General features: G+C 53.6%; 20 protein-coding genes. 15 read left to right on the forward strand and 5 right to left on the reverse strand.

From position 1 onward, the window contains the following. Nucleotides 1-4 precede the first annotated feature (4 nt). From ileS to M0220_RS08995, 9 genes are all read left to right on the forward strand, one after another. Nucleotides 5-2836 (forward strand): isoleucine--tRNA ligase, encoded by a 2832-nt coding sequence (gene ileS, locus M0220_RS08955; RefSeq protein ID WP_264019187.1) that lies wholly within the window; start codon nt 5-7, stop codon nt 2834-2836. Then, the gene (lspA, locus tag M0220_RS08960; protein WP_030071174.1) at nt 2829-3362 is read left to right on the forward strand and encodes a signal peptidase II; all 534 of its coding nucleotides are present in this window, start codon (nt 2829-2831) and stop codon (nt 3360-3362) included. Before ileS ends, lspA begins: the two co-directional genes overlap by 8 nt. Before the next feature lie 69 nt (nt 3363-3431). After that, the gene (gene fkpB, locus M0220_RS08965) at nt 3432-3875 is read left to right on the forward strand and encodes an FKBP-type peptidyl-prolyl cis-trans isomerase (protein ID WP_009097963.1); all 444 of its coding nucleotides are present in this window, start codon (nt 3432-3434) and stop codon (nt 3873-3875) included. A 54-nt stretch (nt 3876-3929) separates the two neighbouring features. Beyond that, complete coding sequence (ispH, locus tag M0220_RS08970; RefSeq protein WP_030071170.1) at nt 3930-4919, forward strand: 4-hydroxy-3-methylbut-2-enyl diphosphate reductase; 990 nt, start codon at nt 3930-3932, stop codon at nt 4917-4919. A 63-nt stretch (nt 4920-4982) separates the two neighbouring features. After that, complete coding sequence (locus M0220_RS08975) at nt 4983-5399, forward strand: type IV pilin protein (protein ID WP_269556844.1); 417 nt, start codon at nt 4983-4985, stop codon at nt 5397-5399. Further along, complete coding sequence (locus M0220_RS08980; protein ID WP_030071167.1) at nt 5400-5807, forward strand: type IV pilus modification PilV family protein; 408 nt, start codon at nt 5400-5402, stop codon at nt 5805-5807. It abuts the gene before it with no gap. 13 nt (nt 5808-5820) lie between these two features. Further along, nucleotides 5821-6297: a PilW family protein gene (locus M0220_RS08985; RefSeq protein WP_030071166.1), complete on the forward strand. Its 477-nt coding sequence runs from the start codon at nt 5821-5823 to the stop codon at nt 6295-6297. A gap of 31 nt (nt 6298-6328) precedes the next feature. Continuing rightward, complete coding sequence (locus M0220_RS08990; protein ID WP_264017410.1) at nt 6329-6847, forward strand: pilus assembly PilX family protein; 519 nt, start codon at nt 6329-6331, stop codon at nt 6845-6847. Between the two features lie 49 nt (nt 6848-6896). Next, nucleotides 6897-7919, forward strand: a complete 1023-nt coding sequence (locus M0220_RS08995) for a tryptophan--tRNA ligase (protein WP_030071162.1) — start codon at nt 6897-6899, stop codon at nt 7917-7919. A 59-nt stretch (nt 7920-7978) separates the two neighbouring features. Here the strand turns inward: M0220_RS08995 and M0220_RS09000 are convergent, their stop codons facing one another. Further along, complete coding sequence (locus M0220_RS09000; protein WP_264017411.1) at nt 7979-9637, reverse strand: FAD-binding domain-containing protein; 1659 nt, start codon at nt 9635-9637, stop codon at nt 7979-7981. A gap of 112 nt (nt 9638-9749) precedes the next feature. Here M0220_RS09000 and M0220_RS09005 point away from each other — a divergent pair, with 112 nt between their 5' ends. Together M0220_RS09005 and M0220_RS09010 are read left to right on the forward strand one after the other, a co-directional pair. Further along, entirely contained in the window at nt 9750-10052 is a 303-nt protein-coding gene (locus tag M0220_RS09005; protein WP_030071158.1) for an antibiotic biosynthesis monooxygenase family protein, read from the forward strand. A 148-nt stretch (nt 10053-10200) separates the two neighbouring features. Beyond that, nucleotides 10201-11568, forward strand: coding sequence for an aspartate aminotransferase family protein (locus M0220_RS09010; protein WP_318784680.1), 1368 nt, complete (start codon nt 10201-10203; stop codon nt 11566-11568). A gap of 30 nt (nt 11569-11598) precedes the next feature. On the opposite strand, the gene M0220_RS09015 is transcribed toward M0220_RS09010, so the two are convergent. Further along, entirely contained in the window at nt 11599-11799 is a 201-nt protein-coding gene (locus tag M0220_RS09015; protein ID WP_264017412.1) for a DUF1127 domain-containing protein, read from the reverse strand. A gap of 202 nt (nt 11800-12001) precedes the next feature. Between M0220_RS09015 and M0220_RS09020 the strand changes: the two genes are divergently transcribed. Next, nucleotides 12002-13444, forward strand: coding sequence for an aminotransferase-like domain-containing protein (locus M0220_RS09020; protein ID WP_264017413.1), 1443 nt, complete (start codon nt 12002-12004; stop codon nt 13442-13444). A 21-nt stretch (nt 13445-13465) separates the two neighbouring features. On the opposite strand, the gene pcsA is transcribed toward M0220_RS09020, so the two are convergent. After that, the gene (gene pcsA / locus M0220_RS09025) at nt 13466-14128 is read right to left on the reverse strand and encodes a phosphatidylcholine synthase (RefSeq protein WP_030071149.1); all 663 of its coding nucleotides are present in this window, start codon (nt 14126-14128) and stop codon (nt 13466-13468) included. A gap of 456 nt (nt 14129-14584) precedes the next feature. On the opposite strand from pcsA, the gene M0220_RS09030 reads away from it, so the two are divergent. Beyond that, the gene (locus M0220_RS09030; RefSeq protein WP_030071148.1) at nt 14585-15034 is read left to right on the forward strand and encodes a GNAT family N-acetyltransferase; all 450 of its coding nucleotides are present in this window, start codon (nt 14585-14587) and stop codon (nt 15032-15034) included. A 72-nt stretch (nt 15035-15106) separates the two neighbouring features. On the opposite strand, the gene M0220_RS09035 is transcribed toward M0220_RS09030, so the two are convergent. Then, a complete protein-coding gene (locus tag M0220_RS09035; protein WP_264017414.1) occupies nt 15107-15739 on the reverse strand; it encodes a TetR family transcriptional regulator in 633 nt (210 codons plus the stop codon). 150 nt (nt 15740-15889) lie between these two features. Between M0220_RS09035 and M0220_RS09040 the strand changes: the two genes are divergently transcribed. Then, nucleotides 15890-16987 (forward strand): efflux RND transporter periplasmic adaptor subunit, encoded by a 1098-nt coding sequence (locus M0220_RS09040; RefSeq protein WP_264017416.1) that lies wholly within the window; start codon nt 15890-15892, stop codon nt 16985-16987. A 1-nt stretch (nt 16988) separates the two neighbouring features. After that, nucleotides 16989-20027 (forward strand): efflux RND transporter permease subunit, encoded by a 3039-nt coding sequence (locus M0220_RS09045; RefSeq protein WP_030071142.1) that lies wholly within the window; start codon nt 16989-16991, stop codon nt 20025-20027. 230 nt (nt 20028-20257) lie between these two features. Here M0220_RS09045 and M0220_RS09050 read toward each other — a convergent pair whose 3' ends face one another. Continuing rightward, on the reverse strand, nt 20258-20614 hold the full coding sequence (locus M0220_RS09050; RefSeq protein ID WP_030071140.1) for an accessory factor UbiK family protein: 357 nt from the start codon (nt 20612-20614) through the stop codon (nt 20258-20260). Nucleotides 20615-20891 lie beyond the last annotated feature (277 nt).

Here is a 20891-nt window from a genome sequence, read left to right on the forward strand (position 1 = left end):
GACTATGGATTATAAGCACACGCTAAACTTGCCAGAAACCGACTTTCCCATGCGCGGCATGCTGCCGAAGCAGGAGCCAGGGCGCGTTTCTAAATGGCAGGATATGGACCTGTACCAGCGCTTGCGCGACACCCGCGCGGGCGCGCCGCTGTTTGTGTTGCACGATGGCCCTCCCTACGCCAACGGCAGCATTCATATCGGTCACGCCGTTAATAAAATTCTTAAAGATATTATCGTTAAATCAAAAAACCTGGCGGGTTTTGATGCCCCTTACGTGCCGGGTTGGGATTGCCACGGTCTGCCTATTGAGCACAAGGTAGAAACTACCCACGGTAAACATTTGGCTGCCGATAAAGCCCGTGAGCTATGCCGTGAGTACGCTGGTGCACAGATCGAAACCCAGCTAGCGGACTTTGTGCGTCTGGGTATTATTGGTGACTGGGACCACCCGTACCGTTCGATGGACTACGCCAACGAGGCGGGGGAAATCCGTGCGTTGGCCGATATGGTCGATGCGGGCTACGTGTTCAAAGGCTTAAAACCAGTTAACTGGTGCTTTGATTGTGGCTCGGCGCTGGCCGAAGCGGAAGTTGAGTACGCTGATAAGAAATCCGATGCTATCGATGTGGCTTTTCCGGTAGAAGATGCCGACAAGCTGGCAGCGGCCTTTGGTTTAAGCGAATTGCCCAAGCCAGCGGCAGTGGTGATCTGGACCACCACGCCTTGGACAATTCCTGCCAACCAGGCACTGAACGTTCATCCTGAGTTTACCTACGCGCTAGTGGATACCGGCGAACGCCTGCTGCTGCTCGCGGAAGAGCTGGTAGAAAGCTGTTTAGAGCGCTATGGATTGACCGGTAGCGTGATGGCTACTGCGCAAGGTAAAGCGCTGGACCTGATCAACTTCCGTCACCCGTTCTATGATCGTCTTTCGCCGGTGTATCTAGCGGATTACGTTGAGTCGGAAGTGGGCAGCACGGGTATTGTTCACTCTGCCCCTTCCTACGGCATGGATGACTTTATCACCTGTCGTGAGCATGACATGAGCTTTGACGACATGCTCAACCCGGTGCAGGGCAACGGTGTTTATGCCGATGATCTGCCGTTCTTCGGCGGCCAGATGATTTGGAAAGCCAACCCGAATATCGTTGAGAAATTGCGCGAAGTGAACGCGCTGATGGCGCATACGCCCATCAAGCACAGCTATATGCACTGCTGGCGGCATAAGTCACCGGTGATTTACCGCGCTACTGCCCAGTGGTTTGTGGGCATGGATATTCAAGGTAAAGACGGCAAAACCCTGCGCGAGCGGGCGCTAGAAGGTATTGAAGCCACTGAGTTTACTCCCGCATGGGGGCAGGCGCGCTTGCATAGCATGATCGCTAATCGCCCTGATTGGTGTATCTCTCGCCAGCGTAACTGGGGCGTGCCGATTCCGTTCTTCCTGCATAAGCAAACCGGCGAGCTTCACCCGAATACGGTTGAGCTAATGGAAGAAGCCGCTAAGCGCGTGGAGCAAGAGGGCATTGAGGCGTGGTTTAAACTCGACCCTGCAGAGCTATTAGGTGCTGAAGCGTCTGAGTACGATAAAGTCACCGATACCTTGGATGTTTGGTTTGATTCCGGCACCACGCACCGTCACGTACTGCGCGGCTCGCACCCCCATGGCCATGAAAGCGGCCCGCGTGCTGACCTGTACCTGGAAGGCTCGGATCAGCACCGTGGTTGGTTCCATTCGTCGCTACTGACCGGCTCCGCGATTGACGGCCACCCGCCGTACCGTCAGCTGCTGACCCACGGTTTCACGGTCGATGCCCAGGGCCGCAAGATGTCGAAGTCCATCGGCAATGTGGTTGCGCCGCAAACAGTAATGGATAAGCTGGGTGCCGATATTCTTCGCCTGTGGGTCGCGTCTACCGATTACTCTGGTGAAATGGCGGTGTCAGATGAAATTCTTAAGCGCACCGCCGATGTGTACCGCCGCATTCGTAACACCGCGCGCTTCTTGCTTTCTAACCTGAACGGTTTTGATCCGGTTAAAGATCAGGTGGCCTTTGGCGATATGCTGGCGCTGGATCAGTGGGTGGTCGACCGCGCGGCACAGCTGCAAGGGCGCATCGAAAAAGCCTATGAAGAGTACCGTTTCCTGGATGTGTACCAGCAGGTGCACGGCTTCTGCGCACGGGAATTGGGCGGTTTCTACCTGGATGTTATCAAAGACCGCCAGTACACCACCCAAACAGATTCATTGGCCCGCCGCAGCGCGCAAACTGCGCTTTATCATGTGGTTGAAGCGCTCAGCCGCTGGGTCGCACCGATTCTGTCGTTCACTGCCGAGGAGATTTACGAGCATATTCCCGGCGAGCGTGGCGACAGTGTGCTGCTGGAAACCTACTACACCGAACTTGGCACCTTGGCAGATGATGCCGCGATGGGCCGTGCCTTCTGGGAGCAGGTGCTTGAAGTGAAGCACTCGGTGAACAAGTGCCTGGAAGACGCGCGTAATGCCAAAGTCATCAAAGGTAGTTTGGCGGCGGAAGTGACGCTTTACGTTAGCGATGAGCTGAACGCTACGCTTGCCAAGTTGGGCGATGAGCTGCGCTTCGTTATTCTCACCAGTGAAGTACATCTGGCACCGCTAGCGGATGCTGCCAACGCCGAAAGCACCGAGCTTGACGGCTTGAAAGTGGCCGTTAGTGCAAGCGAGCACCAGAAGTGCGAGCGCTGCTGGCACCACCGTGCCGATGTTGGCACTCATGCTGAGCACCCAGATTTGTGTGGCCGCTGTATTAGCAATCTTCCCGAAGGAAGCGGCGAGATTCGTCACTATGCCTAATCCTGCGTTAACCACCAACGATCCACACCAGCGGCCGCCCATGCGGCGGCCGCTGCGCTGGCTGTGGCTGGCGGTGGCGGTCATCGTGTTGGATTTGCTGACCAAGTACATGGCCAGCCACTTTTTGAATTATGCCCAGCCCGTTGAAGTGCTGCCGTTTTTCAACCTTACGCTGCTGCACAACACTGGCGCGGCGTTTAGCTTTTTAGCGGACCACCCTGGCTGGCAGCGCTGGTTTTTTGCCATTGTGGCCATTGGTGCCAGCATTGGCTTAACCATCTGGCTTGCCCGCGTTAGAGCGGATGAAAAGCTGCTGGCTGTGGCGTTGCCGCTAATTATTGGCGGTGCCCTGGGTAACCTGTATGACCGTTTAGTCCATGGCTACGTGGTGGACTTCTTATCGTTCCACGCTGCTGGCTGGTATTACCCCGCCTTTAATATTGCCGATATCGGCATTACCTTAGGAGCGGTAGGGTTAATTTGGGAGTCGATAATGGGTGATCGGCGTCGCAAAAAAGCCGCGTAACGGCTCCACGATGAAAGGGCAGTGATACACTGCCCACATGACTATTTGCATACGATTGCGAGGAACGTTATGGACTACCTAATCGATGACGGTATGGAAATTACCCTGCACTTTACGCTGAAGCTAGAAGACGGCACGGTAGTTGATTCCACTAAAGAGAAAACGCCTGCTACCTTTCAATATGGCGATGGCAATTTGCCGCCTGGCTTTGAACACCCTATTAAAGGTATGGCTGCTGGCCAGAGCGGGTCTTTTCAGATTACCCCTGAGCACTCGTTTGGGCAGCATAACCCGCAAAATATCCAAACCCTCAAACGCGCTGATTTTGGTGATGAAGAGCCGGAAATTGGTATGGTGATGTCATTTGCCGATAAGGCGGGAACGGAATTGCCTGGTGTGGTCAAAACCATTGACGGTGACCGTGTGGAAGTCGATTTTAATCACCCACTGGCGGGCCGTACGCTAACGTTTGAAGTTGACGTATTGAACGTGACACCAATCACCAAGCACTGATTTTAAGCACTCGTTTTCATTTAACAGGCGATGCAATAGCATCAAGGCGCTTTTATGCAGTCATCAGAGTCATCTCAGCCAACACAGCCGGTACAGATCAAGCTAGCGAACCCGCGTGGTTTTTGTGCGGGTGTCGATCGCGCGATCGACATTGTTAACCGTGCGCTAGATGTCTTCGGTCCGCCAATTTATGTGCGCCACGAGGTGGTTCATAACCGCTTTGTGGTGGAAACATTGCGTGAACGGGGCGCGGTATTTGTGGAAGAACTCCATGAAGTGCCCGATGACGTCATCGTGATCTTCTCGGCTCACGGTGTTTCCCGAGCGGTGCAGCAGGACGCCGAGCAGCGCGGCCTTAAAGTCTTCGATGCGACCTGCCCGCTGGTGACCAAAGTGCATATGGAAGTGCTGCGCTACGCTAAGCGTGGTCAGGAGTGCATTTTGATCGGCCATGAAGGCCACCCGGAAGTCGAAGGCACCATGGGGCGTTATGATACCTCTCACGGCGGCCAGATATATCTGGTCGAGGATGAACAGGACGTGGCGAAGCTGGTGGTTAATAACCCCGCAGCGCTGGCGTTTGTGACCCAAACCACGCTCTCGATGGACGACACGGCTAAGGTGATTGACGCACTGCGTGAAAAATTCCCAGAGATCCAGGGGCCGCGCAAAGACGACATTTGCTATGCCACTCAAAATCGCCAGGATGCAGTACGGGAGTTGGCCGCAGATAGCGACTTGGTGCTGGTTGTTGGCAGCCCTAATAGCTCCAACTCTAACCGCCTACGTGAGCTTTCCGAGCGGATGGGTACGCCCGCTTACTTAATCGACAATGCCGACCAAATTGAGCCCGCGTGGCTTGAAAATGTAAGCCGTATTGGGGTCACTGCGGGTGCCAGTGCGCCAGAAGTATTGGTAAAAGGCGTGATTGATAAGCTGCAAGCGTTAGGAGCAGCGGTGCCTATTGAGCTTCAGGGGCGCGAGGAAAATATCACCTTTTCGATGCCGAAAGAGCTGCGTGAGCAAGTGATTGTAAGCGACTGATGCAAAGTGTATCGGTTTGCGACATACTTCGCGTATGGGCCAACTGATACAGGAGCACGCTCAGTGCCTTTATGCCTTTTTCGTCGTGCTTGTCTGTACCGTGCTAGCTGCCAGGAGGCTCGCCAGCACGGTTTTACGCTAGTAGAAATGCTAATTACCGTCGCGATTATTGGAATAGTGGCGGGTATTGCCTACCCAAGTTACACCCGTTACGTAGAGCGTTCGCTGCGCACCGACGCGCATGCAGGGTTGTTGCAGGCCGCTTCTGAGCTTGAGCGCTGCTATTCACGCCAATACGCTTACACCGACTGCACATTTACGCCTGCCTCTCCCGATGGCAACTACACCATTACGTCTTCTGATGGCAGTGAAGACGACGGTGGCTTTTTACTGACGGCTACAACAACCCAAGCCGATGGCTGTAACAGCGATATTCATTTTAATGCACGGGGCGAGCGCCTGCCTGAGGCGTGCTGGTAAATGCCCAGGCAACGTGGCCTTTCGCTGGTTGAAGCGCTGATTGCGCTGGTGATATTAGCGTTTGGGCTGATGGGCGTGGCGGCTATGCAGGTAAAAGCCCTGCAAAGTGCTAGCGCTGGCTATACGCAGTCGCTGGCGAACGTTGCTGCGGTAGATGCCCAAGAGCGACTATGGGCAGCGCTTGCTGCGCACCAACGCTGCAATAGTATTCCGTTAGCGACGATTGAATCTGCTTGGCTTAGCCACTGGTTTACGGACCCACTAGCAGTGCTTAGCCATACTCAGGGGCAAGAGAGCCGTATCGACCGACAAGGCTGCCAGTTTGATGTGGTGGTGCGCCTACGTACTGAGCCGAACGAACCCCACGATAGTTTCAACTATGTGTTCCAACTTCCCAACCAACCGTAACGGTGGGCCTGCCATGGATGAGCAGCGCGGTTTTACCTTACCAGAGCTATTAGTTGCTATGGCCATTGGCGTGGTGGTGGTTCTTGGCGCAGGCCAGCTTTTCTTAAGCACCTTTCATACGTTTAAGCAGGTAGATCAGCTGGGTCGCCATCAGGAAGCGCTTCTTTATGTGGCGACAACCGTTGCTGACACATTACGCAGACAAGGCGCTACCGATGAAAACGGAGCGCCTTTTTTTCGTCTGCAGTGTGTGGTGGTTGATGCCCACTGCCGCTGCACGGTTCAAGATATGCGGGAGTCTCAGCCATTGGTCACTTTTGACTATACAACGTCGGACGATGCAGCAGGCGTTGGCTGTGAAAGAGACGAGCCGCTTGGAACGCCAGTCGGCAAAGGCGTCAGCATGGTGTCGCTGCCGCTGGGTCGTCAGGGGGCTGCGGTTGATTTTTACGTTACCCATCGCGCGGCTGCGCTACAGGCGGGGCTTTAAGCTTGCCAATAAGTACTCGCAAGGAGGCGATATGCGACATCGACATCGACATCGACATCAGGAGCAAGGAGTTGCGTTAGTCGTGGTCATGGGGTTACTGGCTAGCGCCGTGGTCGTCGGCGCGATCAGTGTGCAATCCGCTCTGGTAGAGGAGCGTTTAGCAAGTAACTACCGCGCTGCGACGTTAGCGCAAATGCGTGCTGAAATAGCGGCTGCCCAGGCGGTGGCTTCTTTTAGTGAGCTGGTGTGGGGAGAGGACGTGCTTGCTATCGACAGTGAACATCCTAATCGGTGGGAGGACATCATTAGCTGGGAAGAGTTAGTGGCGCACCCGTTAGCCACGGTGCTTAGCAGTTCCTGCGAGCACAATAGCTGCTTATTTATCCCGATTGAACGCGATGGTCAACCGTGGGTGATGGCACTCGGGGCGGTGATTGCTGTGGATAGTACTGATGGCGAAACGCTGCTGGCACAGAGCTTACCTGTCTTTATCAACGTGAAGGAAGGGGAGGTAAGCCAGCAGACAAAGGCGACGGTGGTTTGGCATTAAGTGTACAATGACTTACCTTTTTTGACCTTTATTCAGCTGGATCCACACTATGAGTCAGACAGCTAAAACCCGTGTGCTGACCGGGATTACCACGACCGGAACGCCACATCTTGGTAACTATGTGGGTGCTATTAAGCCTGCCATTGAGGCAAGCCAAGACCCCAACGTACAGTCGTTTTACTTCCTTGCTGACTATCACGCGCTGATCAAGTGCCAAGATCCTAAGCGTGTGCAGGAGTCGCGGCTGGAAATCGCCGCTACGTGGCTTGCGTTAGGGTTAGATACCGATAACGCCATTTTCTATCGCCAGTCGGATATCTTAGAAATTCCCGAACTGATGTGGATGCTGTCGTGCGTGTGCGCCAAGGGGCTGATGAACCGCGCTCATGCTTACAAAGCGGCGGTTGCAGAAAACGAAGAAGCCGGCGACCAGGACCCTGATAAAGGTATCACAATGGGCTTGTTCGGCTATCCGGTGTTAATGGCTGCCGACATCTTAATGTTTAACGCCAATAAAGTGCCGGTAGGGCGCGACCAGATTCAGCACATTGAAATGGCGCGTGATATCGCCGGCCGTTTCAACCACCTGTTTAAAGGCCAATATTTTGTTCAGCCTGAAGCCGTTGTGGATGAAAAAGGGGAGGTATTGAAAGGACTGGACGGTCGTAAGATGTCCAAAAGCTATAACAATACGATCCCGCTTTTCTCTAGCGAGAAGAAGCTGCAAAAGTTGGTGCGTAAAATCAAAACCAACTCACTGGAACCCGGTGAGCCTAAAGACCCGGATACCTGCACGCTGTTCCAAATTTACGCAGCGTTTGCCAGCAATGCAGAAGCCGCAGCGCTACGTGAGCAATATGCGGCAGGTATCGGTTGGGGTGATGCTAAAAACCACGTGTTTGACTACTTAAACGCGCACTTAAGCGCACCCCGCGAGCGTTACACTGCATTGATGGAAGACCCTGCGTATATTGAAGCAGTTCTACAAAAAGGTGCTGAACGCGCTAGGGAAGAAGCGGCGGTGACTATGGATCGGTTGCGTTCTGCGGTGGGCTTAGGGCGTTTTATTTAACTTGCTGCGCTGACGGTTAAAAATAGCCCCTGCCATTGGTAAGGGGCTATGGTAAGGGGCTATTTGGAAGGTTTGTTTCCCTCTAACGGCGCTGTTTCACCGTGCGTGGCTTCATTGTCGGCAAGCATATCGTTACTAAATAGCTCGTTATCAAATAGCTCGTTATCAAATAGTGAAAGCTGTTTGCGATTAACGGGCTTTCTAGTGTTAGTACGCTTGTTGGGTCGCCGCTGGCTAGCGAGCTTATCCACAATGGCTCGGCTGGACTCTCTGGCTTCTGGCGTGCGTCTTAGCTCATACAGCATTTTCTTCCAGTGCCGCGCTTCGGTTTCAAAATCGTTGGGCAGCGGATAATGCTCGCCTGGCTGAAAACCAAATCGCTGGCACAGGCTTTCGGGTAGTGCCCAGGGCCTCGCACGCCACTCTAACGGTAGTCTTTTTAGCTCTGGTACCCAGCGAGCGACGAACTCGCCAGTGGGGTCGTTATCTTCCGCCTGTTTAATTGGGTTATATACCCGCAGCGCATTAGTGCCGGTGGCTCCTGCTTGCATCTGCACCTGGGGGTAGTGAATGCCCGGCTCGAAGTCAGTAAACAGCCGCGCTAGGTGCAGCGCCGGTTCCCGCCAGTGCAGCCCAAGGCCAAACGTGGCGTGGGAAATTAGCATGGCGCGCATGCGAAAGTTAAGCCAGCCAGTCGCGATCAAACTGCGCATACAGGCATCTACCAGTGGCACCCCGGTTTGGCCACGTTTCCAAGCGATAAGAGTAGGGTGGGTGGGGTCACGCTCTCTTAAGCCGCGCAGCGCCGGGTGCAGCGTTTGGTTCTCAATGCTGGGTTCGCTCTCTAGCTTTTGGATAAAGTGGCAGTGCCAGTAAAGGCGTGAAGTGAAGGCGCGCAGCGAGCGTGACCACGCCGTGTCATCGCTGTGTTTTTCCCGCTGACGACGTAGCGACTGGACCACTTCACGCATGGAAAGCGTGCCCCAGGCCAAGTGAGGTGAAAGCCGTGAGCCAAACTCCCAGGCCAACAGCGGTTTAGACAGCGAGCCGCGATAACGCCGCCCGCGTGCTTGCACAAAGCTGCGCCACAGCGCGCGGCCTTCACTGCGCCCGCCACGCTGGCGTTGGGGGCACGGCGTGGTATCAAACCCCAGCGTCAGGGTGTGTAGCTGCTCAACGTCAAGGTGATGAAAGATTTCCCAGCCTGGGGCTGTTTGGGCGCTTTGCGGTGCAAGGTAGGTCGGTGCCGACATTAGCGATTCCCAGTGGCTTTCCCAGCGGGTTTGGTGCCCCGTGCGGCTGCTGAGCCCGCGTACCACGCCCTGTTGGCGGGTTTCCTGCCAAGTGATGCCGTTGGTTTGGCACCAAGCATGCACTCGTTTATCTCGTTCAAAACTCCAGGCGTTGCCAGTTTCCTGGTGAGAGTGAAGGGCAATGTGGCCGTAGTATGCTTTTAGTGCCTTCAGCAAACCGACAATATCGCCTTGCCAGATACATAGCGGTAGGCCCAGTTTTGCTAAAGCGTTGGAGAGGTCGACAAGCGAATCTGCAGCAAACTGCCAATGGCGTAACGCGCTATCCGCTGCTTGCCATTGGTCAGGCTCAATGGCGAAGAGCGGCAGCACCGGGCCAGCTGCGGCCGCATTGGTAAGCGGCGCATGATCATGAATGCGTAAATCGCGTTTGAACCAAACGACCTGGATGGGTGCCTTAGCCATGCCGTATCCTGATGGTTGAGCGCTATTCGCCGGTAAACCATGACGTTACCATCAGGGTGACGTTGACGTAACTAATCCAGCAGAACTGGATCAGCTTAATAGGAGAGTGACGATGTATATTGCGATGAACCGTTTTCGGATAGCCCCAGGCCGTGAAGAGGATTTTTTGGACGTATGGCGTAACCGTGATTCTCATCTTGATGAAGTGCCGGGCTTTAAGCAGTTCCAAATGCTGCAGGGTGAAAGCCAGGAAGACCATACCGTGTTTATCTCCCACAGCGTATGGGAGTCGGAAGATGCCTTTCGCGCCTGGACCAAGTCAGAAGCGTTTCGCAAAGCCCACGCCAATGCCAAAGCGCCGGAAGGTATCTACCTTGGCCCGCCCAAGTTTGAAGGGTATGACGTCGTACTATAAGTAATGAGCCACCGTTTGGCAGGGCGGCTGTGCGGTGGTGCCTATTACGTATAAATTTTCTAACGTGAGCAAAAGAAAATCGTAATTTTATAAACGTGTTCGGTGGCGCATGCTGAGGCCATGTCTCATAGCGATGGAGCTGAACAGCATGTTTGGCCTAAAAAACACCACCACTCCCCAAGCGTTTATTGATGAGGAGCGCGCTTCCCCTAGCGCGCTTAATCAACACTTTTGGATGCCGTTTAGCGCAAACCGTGATTTTCACGCCAATCCGCGGGTTATCGCTGGCGCAGAAGGGCGCTACTACATTGACGACCAGGGCCGTAAGCTATTCGATTCACTCTCTGGCTTATGGACCTGCGGCGCGGGCCATAACCGTGAAGAGATTCAACAGGCCGTGGCGGCTCAGCTGGGCACGCTCGATTTTGCGCCAAGCTTCCAAATTGGCCATCCGCTGGGGTTTAAGTTAGCGGAAAAAATCGCCAGCCTTACTCCTGCAGGCTTGGATCATGTGTTCTTCACTAACTCTGGCTCAGAAGCTGCCGATACCTCGGTCAAAATGGCCAAGGCCTACTGGCGGTTAAAAGGTAAGCCTGAGAAAACCCGTATGATTGGCCGAGCCAAGGGCTATCACGGGGTGAATATTGGTGGTACCAGCCTGGGCGGTATTGGTGGCAACCGCAAGCATTACGGCCAGCTGATGGATGTCACGCATCTTCCGCACACCCTGCAAGCGGGCCATGCGTTTACCCGGGGCCAAGCAGAAACCGGTGCCGAACTTGCCGATGCGCTGCTTGATCAAATTGCCCTGCACGATGCCTCGACTATTGCGGCGGTGATTGTTGAGCCGATGTCTGGTTCTGCAGGGGTAATTGTGCCGCCCAAAGGCTATCTGGATAGGCTGCGCGAGATCTGTACCGCCCACGATATTCTGCTGATATTTGATGAAGTTATTACCGCCTTTGGCCGTAGCGGTGCGACCACTGGTGCCGAAGCGTTTGGCGTTACGCCGGATATTATGAACGTCGCCAAGCAAATCACTAACGGTGCGGTTCCTATGGGGGCAGTGATTGCCTCCAGCGACATTTTCGACACTTTTATGCACGCTGGCGGCGCCCCACACGCCATTGAATTTCCCCACGGTTACACCTACAGCGCCCACCCTGTCGCTTGCGCGGCTGGCTTAGCGGCGCTTGAAATAATGGAGCGCGAAAACTTCCCGGCCCAGGTCAGCGCGATAGCGCCTACGTTTGAACAAAAGCTTCATGCTCTAAAAGGCCGTAACCATATTGTTGATATTCGCAACTATGGCTTAGCGGGCGCAATTCAATTGGAGCCCCGTCATAGCGACCCAACCATTCGCCCCCGAGATGCCCATTTAGCCTTGTGGGAAGCTGGGTTTTACGTGCGCTATGGTGGTGACACGCTGCAGTTCGGCCCTCCCTTTGGTACCACGGAAGCTGAATTAGAGCGGCTGTTTGATGCAGTGGCCACCGCTCTAGATTCGCTGGCATAGCCCCGTTAGCGCGATATAAAAAGATCATGCTCAGCGATGTTCATACAGCCCCCTGTTAATTGGCGAGTGCCGCCAAAATGGCTTATGCCCCTCTTTTTGCGCCTGGCTACGAGTGATTCCAATATCTTCCAGCAGTCGGTCATCGAGGGTTAGTAACTGGCGGCGGCTGCGACGGTGCTGATGATAGTGGCGTAACTGACAGCGAATCTGGGTGAGGCTGAAGCGTGACATAGCGGTTCTCCTGGATGGCAATGTGCTCAACCAGATTACGCAGCCGCGTTAGAGCAATACAGATATAGACTTTTCTATTTTTAAGATACAGATGACCTGTGCTATACCTCTGTATGCTTGCTAATGCAGGAATCTGTATTGCTTAGAAGCTTATATTTAACGCTGTATTGGAGGCTGTTTTTAAAAAACAGAAGGTAAGAGTATGACTCGCTACGAGGAGGTTGCTGGCATTTTGCGGGAGCGAATTGAGCACGGTATTTACCACGTGGGTGATCGCTTGCCTTCTATTCGAGTGGTATGTCAGGAGTTTAATGTCAGTATCTCGACCGCTCAGGAAGCTTATCGGCAACTGTTGGATGTGTCGCTGATCGAATCACGGCCGAAATCGGGCTACTTTGTACTTCCAAGCAGAGTGCCTGCGGTGCTGCCTTCTGTCTCTCGTCCTGCGCAGTGCCCACTGGATGTCTCCCAATGGGATCAAGTACTAGAGCTGGTCGCTACACAGCGTGACAATAGTCGGCTGTTGCTTGGGCGCGGTGTGCCGAATCTGGCTTACGAAACGCTTAAGCCGTTGTCGAAAATACTGTCGGGGCTGCATCGTAAGCACGATCTGAATGGCTTTAACTACGACAAACTAAGTGGTAGCCCCGAGCTGCGTCAGCAGGTAGCGCGCTTGGCCATTGCCTCCGGTTGTTTGCTGCATCCAGATGACATTATGATCACCACCGGCTGTCAGGAGGCATTGTCGATAGCGCTGCGCACCCTCACTCAGCCTGGCGATGTGGTGGCTGTGGACTCGCCCAGCTTTTACGGCACCATGCAGATCCTAAAAGCCAATGGCCTAAAAGCGTTAGAGATTCCTACTGATCCGCAAACCGGTATCAGTTTGGAAGCATTGGAAATGGCGCTGGAACAGTGGCCGATCCGTGCCATACAGGTCACTCCGACGTATAACAATCCGCTGGGCTACACCATGAGCGAGGCGCGCAAAAAGGCGCTGTTTCAACTTGCCCAACGCTTCGACGTGGCCATTATTGAAGACGATATCTACGGTGATCTCGCCTATACCCACCCAAGGCCGTTGACAGTGAAGTCTTTCGACGATGATGGGCGGGTGTTGTTATGCAGCGGTTTTTCCAAAACGGTGGGGCCTGGGCTGCGGGTGGGCTGGCTGGCGCCGGGGTGTTATCGGGACAAGGCACTGCATATGAAGTATGTCTCTACCGGTGCCTCAGCCACATTACCGCAGCTGGCGGTAGCCGAGTTTGTTGCCAAAGGCCACTACGAGCGTCACCTTCGCTATGCCACTCGCCAATATCAGCGCCAACGGGACGTCATGATTAACTGGGTGCAGCGCTATTTCCCTAAAGGTTCAGGCATCAGCTATCCGCAAGGCAGTTTTTTGCTATGGGTGGAGTTACCCGCCTTGGTGGATTGTGTGCGCCTTAATGAGCGCTTGGCTCAGCGGGCTATCCATGTGGCACCTGGCTCGCTATTTTCAGCCTCTGGCAAGTTTCGCCAGTGTTTACGTCTTAACTATGCATTTACGTTAACACCGGCCATTGAAGATGCCGTGCGCACCGTGGGGGAGCTTGCCACCGAGATGGTGGAGGAGGCACAGCGGTATGAGGTGGCGCTGAAGTAAGCATTGGTTGCTATCGCTATATCAAAACGCCTCTTGAGCGGTACGCCAGACGCACATACCGATGAAGTAAACGGATGCAATGCCCCATCCCCATAGTGCCCAGGCGGTATGGTCGGGGCTGGAGAGCACCAGTGACGTTGTACATGCGCACCATAACAGCGTGATGGCGATATTGAGCGGCATGAACTGACGAACACGAAATGGATGAAGAAACTTCATCTTAGTCACGGTAAGAATGGCTAGAAAAACGATAGACGCAAAGGTGATGAAGGGCGGTAAATCGAGAATATAAAAATAGGCTGCGGCGATGTTCCAGGCGGCAGGAAAGCCAACAAAATAATTATCTTGGCTTTTCATATCGACATTGCAGAAACAGAACATCGATGACAACAGAATGATGAACACTGACAGCAATTCGAAATTGGGCGGCAACTCAATAAAGAAATAAATAAACAGAGCGGGAATAAACGCCCAGGTTAGATAATCGATGACCATATCAAGCGTCGAACCATCGAAGTGGGGCAGAACGGTTTTTACTTCATACTTACGCGCCAGGGTGCCATCGAAACCATCGACCATCATTGCTGCACCTAGCCAGAGTAAGCAGGCGACTGGGTTATTGTCGATCAGTGAAAGTAGCGCCATTGTGCCGAGCAGTACGCCGCTGGCGGTGAAGATGTGCACGCTCCAAGCCTTCCATCTTGAAGCGCGGGATTCTGTGTGCGAAGAGAGCGATTGAACCACGTTGACCCCATTGGGAACGTGTTGTCCCCTTGCTGTTTGATGGATAGATAGATGAGTGTGTAAAAAACATACCCTACTACAAGAAAGCACTGCGCGAATACGCAGACCGCTCATCTAGATATAGCGCATTTGTTGAGAAGGGTGCGCTAATTCAAGCTTAACTGATAACTTTCTACTCAGTGCTTTTCAAATAGCCGTTGGTTGTCAGCCGATGGAAGCCGGATTCGTTGTACTGATTAGCTGTCTTTTTAAGACAGGTATGCTGCGGCACCGACTGTCTTTCATTGCCGATACGTTGTTTACTGGAGGTCAGTTTGACTTGATCAAGAGCAACTGCGTTGGGATGAAGGTAGCTTACGACTAAGATGCTAAGGAATACGTCTAGGAGGCGGCAGCATGATTACAATTCGCGCAGCGACTATTAACGACCTTGATACCTTAACCGAGTTACTGGAGGGCTATCGGCAGTTCTATCAGCAGCCGAGCGATAGCGGTGCGGCACGTGACTTTTTGCAGCAGCGTTTTCGGCAGGCGGACTCACGTATCTTGGTGAGCGAAACGAGTGACGGTGCCCTTACCGGCTTCGTACAACTTTATCCTGGGGTTTCTACAGTAGGCTTAAACGCCCGTTGGACGCTAAACGATCTTTTTGTAGTGCCGGAGAGTCGCGAGAAAGGCACGGGCAGAGCATTAATGGAAGCGGCTACCCAGCTGGCGCGTGAGCATGGCGTCGCGCGTTTGATTCTTATGACTCAGGTGGAAAACGAGCGTGCCCAGCAGCTTTATGAGTCGTTAGGGTGGCAGCGGAACACAGCATTTTATGGCTACTTATTAGATATCAACTAACCAAGACCATGCCCGCTGCTCTATGCCCGCTGCTATGCGAGATAATGTGCTGAACCGGTACAAGAAGCGGGCTTAGACGTGATGTTTTGCATGGTCCACCATCAACCCTCGCATTAAGGTGTCGACCATGCTCTCGTATTCGTCTGCCAATTCAAACTGTTGTGGGTCTTGCAGCCAGTCAAAGCAAACGCCGATTAAAAAGCTGTGAAACTGAAGGCGGGCACTTGAAGGGCTAAGGCCCTGGCGTAATTGGCCGCTTAGCTTAGCCTGTTCGAAGAGCTGTTCTACCTGCGCTTTTGAATGCTCTGATAGTTGGGTAATCATACTGATACGCGGATGGTCATCTTCTAACTTTTCGCAGCGGTGCAGCACAATGGTCGCGGCGCGCTGCAGCGGAAGGTTATAGCAAATAGCGCGGAGTGCACTGTGGGCAATTCCCTGTAAACACTGAGTCGGAGCATTGCCTAAACGAAGCACTGTTTCATCGACGATCTCATCAAGCGGCACGCGAACACGCTCAAGCAGGGCATTAAATACGGCCGCTTTATCCTCAAAATGCCAATAAATCGCACCGCGGGTAACCCCCGCTGCCGCCGCAATATGGGCCAGGGTAGTGCGCGACACGCCTTGGGCGAGAAACTGAGTTTCTGCGGCATCAAGTATGGCCTCGCGGGTGCGTTCAGCCTCAGCTTTGCGGCGTGACATAGCAGCTCCTAACAAAAAAGTGCCCATATTTTGGCATTACTGAATGGCAAAGTCGCCAGTAGGCTATTAGTATACACGTTAACTGACATTCATGAATGTCAGTGAAATTTCCCCTGACTGCGTATTAATAACACCGCCGAGGAGTCCGCTGTGCGTAACACTGTGATTCGATTACTTCCAGCGTTGCTGGTCCTGCTGCTGGTGGCGGGTGCCGCTGATGCCGAGGATCAGAATGAACAACCTCCCCGGCCGGTGAAATTGATCACACTGGAAGCGTCTGGCGCAGCGCTGCAGCGCCAGTTTCCTGCGCGGGTTGAAGCCACTACACGCAGCAATCTGTCGTTTCGCATGGCGGGCGAGCTCTTAGAGGTTAACGTGAGCCCAGGCCAGCAGGTAACGGAAGGCACTCTCATCGCCCGTATTGATGATCGTAACGTGCGCAGCGAGTTGGACAGCGCCCGTTCGCGGTTAGAGTTGGCGCAAGCAACCCGCGAGCGTATGCGTTACACCTTAGAGCGCGGTGCGATCAGCCAGGCTCGGTTTGATGAGTCAGAGGCGGAATGGCGTGCTGCTCGGGCGACTTTTGAGCAAGCTGAAGAACAGCTAGAAAACACCCAGCTACGCGCTCCTTATGATGGCGTGATTGCTCAGGTGCCCGTAGATAACCGGCAGATCGTTCAAGTGCAAGAAACGGTGGCGGTGATTCAGCAGCCAGGGCAGCTTGATGTGGTCTTTCATTTACCACAGCAAATTGTTCAGCAAATACCACGCAGTGACAGTGTTTCACCCTTTGAAACGGCGATGGCCTTTGAAGTGCGGTTTGGCAACAGCGAAAAACCTTATCTTGCGCAACTAGCGTCGTACACCACTCAAGCCAGTGCCCAAAGCCTTGCGTATGAGGTAACACTCCGGCTGCCGCAGCCAGACGATATCACGCTGCTCGATGGTATGAGCGCCACCGTACGGCTTGATTTAGGCCAGCTGTTACCAGCGTCCGACAATGCCGTGTGGCATTTGCCGCCTGAGGCCATTAGCTATCTCGCTGATAGTCCAGAGCAGGCGGTGGTGTGGCGTTTTCAATCACCTGACCGTTTAGAGGCAGTGCCAGTTGAGGTGGGGCGTTTGACATCTAAGGGACTAGAGGTGAGTGGTGAGCTGGACGCGAATGATCGTGTGGTGGCGGCGGGAGCCCATCGCGTTAGTACGGAAGTGCGGGTAACGCCATGGGTCAAGGAACAGGGGCTATAAGATGGTTGATTACTTCTTACGCCACCGGGCCGCTAGTTATTTAATGACCGTGGTGCTACTCGTAGGTGGGTCGCTGGCTTTCACGGGTATGGGGCAGCTTGAGTTTCCTGAATTTACCATTCGCAATGCGCTGGTCACTACCCAGTACCCTGGCGCTACACCAGAAGAAGTAGAGCAGGAAGTTACTTCAACGCTGGAAGAAGCCATTCAAGAAATGCCCTCGATCAAACGCATCAGTTCGGTGAGTTCTGATGGGTTTTCGCAGATCACCGTTGAACTGCAAAGCACGGTTCAAAACGATGAGCTGCAACAGCTTTGGGATTCCCTACGCCGCAAAGTGGGCGATGCTCAAGCTGCCTTGCCGCCAGGCGCGAGTCAGTCTCGTGTTAATGACGATTTTGGCGATGTTTTCGGTCTGATGATTAACCTGACCGGGGATGGCTACGCCATGCCTGACTTAAAAGGTCATGCCGAGTTTCTTAAGCGTGAACTCGCCTTGGTGGAGGGGGTTGAAAAGGTGTCGCTGGCGGGGGTCAGGGAAGAGCGCATTTTCATAGAAGTTGACCGAGAGCGGCTACGTGCGTTGAACATCCCTCTAAGTTCACTCCAACAACTGCTTGATACGCAAAATGCGGTAGTCGATTCGGGACACTTAAAGCAGGGAGGCCAGCGTTTCCGGGTAACGCCGTCGGGTAGTTCTGCCAATATTGATGATTTACGTGCGCTCATCGTCAGTGAAGGCAACGGTGAGTTAGTGAGGTTGAGCGATATCGCGGAGGTTTCCCGTGGCTTAGCCGAGCAACCACAACTGCTCTATCGCGATATGGGGCGGCCGGCCATTTCCCTAGGCATCTCGTTTGAAAGTGGCGTTAACGTGGTCGAAGTAGGTGCCCGCTTAGATCAACGGCTAGAGGAACTGGAGGCACGTTCGCCGTTGGGTATGGAGCTTAATGTGGTCTATGACCAGCCGAGCGTGGTAGATGACGCGGTATCCGGTTTTCTAATCAGCCTGCTTCAGGCGGTGTCCATCGTTATTGTAGTGCTAATGCTGTTTATGGGCTGGCGCAGCGGTCTACTGATGGGCTTTATTCTGCTGATCACCATTATTGGCACTTTTATGTTGATGCGTATCCACGGCTTGCAACTGGAGAAAATCTCCCTGGGTGCGCTGATTATCGCCTTGGGTATGCTGGTCGATAATGCCATTGTGGTTACCGAAGGCATGCTAGTAGGCCTTAAGCGCGGCCAAAGTATTCGTGAGTCGGCACATCAGGTGGTTAAGCAAAACGCTTGGCCGCTGCTGGCAGCCACGCTGATTGCAGTGGCGGCGTTTGCACCAATTGGGTTGTCGCCGGATACCACCGGTGAATTTATCGGCTCGCTGTTCTATGTGTTGCTGTATTCATTGCTGTTAAGTTGGCTAACAGCGCTGACGCTCACGCCTTTCTATTTCAAGCTGCTGTTTCGCAATGTCGCCCCTAGCAGCACAGACGAAGACCCCTATACAGGCGTGGTGTACCGCGTATTTAGCCGTGTGATTGTGGCGGGTATCCGGCTGCGTTGGCTGACGATTGGGCTGGTATTGGTAATACTGGCAGGCGCGGTTGTCGGTTTTGGTTCCGTCAAGAATGCCTTCTTCCCTGCCTCGAATACGCCTCTCTTCTTTGTCGATTACCGCACACCAGAAGGCACCGATATTCTGGAAACTGAACGGCGGGTCGCTGAACTTGAAGACGTGGTCATGGACATGGACGGTGTACGCCACCTTACCACCGTTATTGGCGGCGGTGCCCAGCGCTTTACCCTAACCTATGCGCCGGAAGACCGTTATGCCAGCTATTCGCAGCTAATAATTGAAACTGATGACAAGGTCACGCAGCAAGCGCGCATGGCGGATGTTGAAGCGGTGCTTGAACGTGATCACAGTGATATCGACTATAAAATTGCCCCGTTGGAAGTTGGCCCTGCTCCGAAAGCGAAAATTGAAGCAAGGCTATACGGCAGCGATCCTGCTGTCTTACGCCAGCTAGGTGAACAAGTTGCAGCCCTGTTTAGTGATACGTCCAATATGGTCAGCGTACGCACTAGCTGGCGTAACCGTGTTCAGGCCGTGGTGCCAATTTTTGCCGAAGACACAGCGCGACGGCTGGGCGTTACCCGTGAGAATCTGGCGGCCACACTGGCGCTAAGTACCAGTGGTAGTCAGGTGGGCATTTATCGTGACGGCAGTGACCTTATCCCGATTGTTGCCAGGGCCATACCCGAGCAGCGCAATGATATCGATAACGTCGGATCACTTAACGTATGGAGCGCTGAACAGGGGCGCTACATCACTGCAGACCAAGTGATGCGCGATGTGACGACCCAGGTGGCTGACCCATTGATGATGCGCCGTGACCGCGAACGCATGCTAGCAGTATATGGTGAACCCGACCCGCTCAGTGGCGTGACTGCGGCTAGTGTATTGGCTCAGGTTCGACCGCAAGTAGAGGCGCTTGACCTGCCACCCGGTTACCGACTTGAGTGGGGCGGTGAATTTGAGACTGCTGGTGAAGCACAGAGCGGTCTATTTTCCTCACTGCCACTTGGCTTGGTAATGATGTTTATCATCACGGTGGTGTTGTTTAACAACTTCCGTCAGCCGCTGGCGATCTGGTTTTTGGTACCGCTGACCATTGTCGGGGTAGTCGCTGCACTTCTGATAACTGGGATGCCGTTCTCGTTTATGGCGTTGCTGGGCACACTGAGTTTGATTGGGATGGTGATCAAGAATGCCATTGTGCTGGTAGAAGAGATCAATGTGCAGCTACCACTGCACAAAGATCGCTATCACGCTGTAGTACGCGCTGCCATTAGTCGTGTCCGGCCCGTTTCCATGGCTGCGCTGACTACCATGCTAGGGCTGATCCCGCTGATTAGTGATGCATTCTTCGCCAGCATGGCGGTCGCGCTGATTGGTGGTCTCGGTGTCGCCACGCTACTCACCCTTATCGTACTACCGGTGATCTACTGCGTGCTTTACCAGATCAAGATTCACTGAGCGCCCTTATCAATCGCTGGCGCCAAACGGTGAGGGCAGCGTGGTGCAGTTGCTTCGCGATTGGATGCAACAATGTGCGGCTGCTTCGTTTGGCTGCCCTTTATTGGTGCTCAACATTGGCGTATAGACGCACCGTCACCATCATTTCGACTGTGAGTGATGGTGATGGTGGCTAAATAGATAAAGAAGCCAGCAGCTGGTATCTCTCACCGCTGGCAAACGGATGTTGCTTACTTTGGAGTATCCGTTTTAGGCGGCTCAGTACTGTTAGCACTAGTACCTTGTGGTTGAACGGGCGCTGGTGGTGCTTCTGCTTCAACAGGGGTGTTGCTTGTAGACGTAGAGGCTTCCACTGCTGCCTCAAGGCTGGCTACCTGCCGCTCCAGCGCTTCAACGCGTGAGCGCGTGCGCTGTAGTACATCCATCAAAATATCAAAGTCTTCCCGTGACACCAGTTCCAGCCGGTCAAAGGCACCGCGTACCACCTGCTGTACGCCCTTTTGAATGTCTTCTGGGGCTTGGGATGCGTTTTGCAGACGATCCCCGATTTGCTGGGCTAAACGGCTAATGCGATCTTGAGGCGCCATCGCTCTCTCCTTAAATGTCCACGCATAAATGTGCACTGCTTATTAATAAGGATACGCAACCCGTCGCCAATACGCATGCGTCGTTTGCAATTTAGCTTCAGTCCTTTCGCAATTGGTTTGCTGCATCGAAATGAAGCGTCTCGCTTTTGTTAATGTTCTTTTATGGTGCAAGCAGCTAATGGCAAATGCTGCTATGCCTGACTCCCTGTTAGATAATCTTAAATTATGTGAAACAACCTGCTGACTTTTAAGCAAAAAAAATTGAGTGGCACGGTAT

This window comes from Halomonas qinghailakensis (assembly GCF_025820815.1).
Lineage (GTDB): Bacteria > Pseudomonadota > Gammaproteobacteria > Pseudomonadales > Halomonadaceae > Vreelandella > Vreelandella qaidamensis.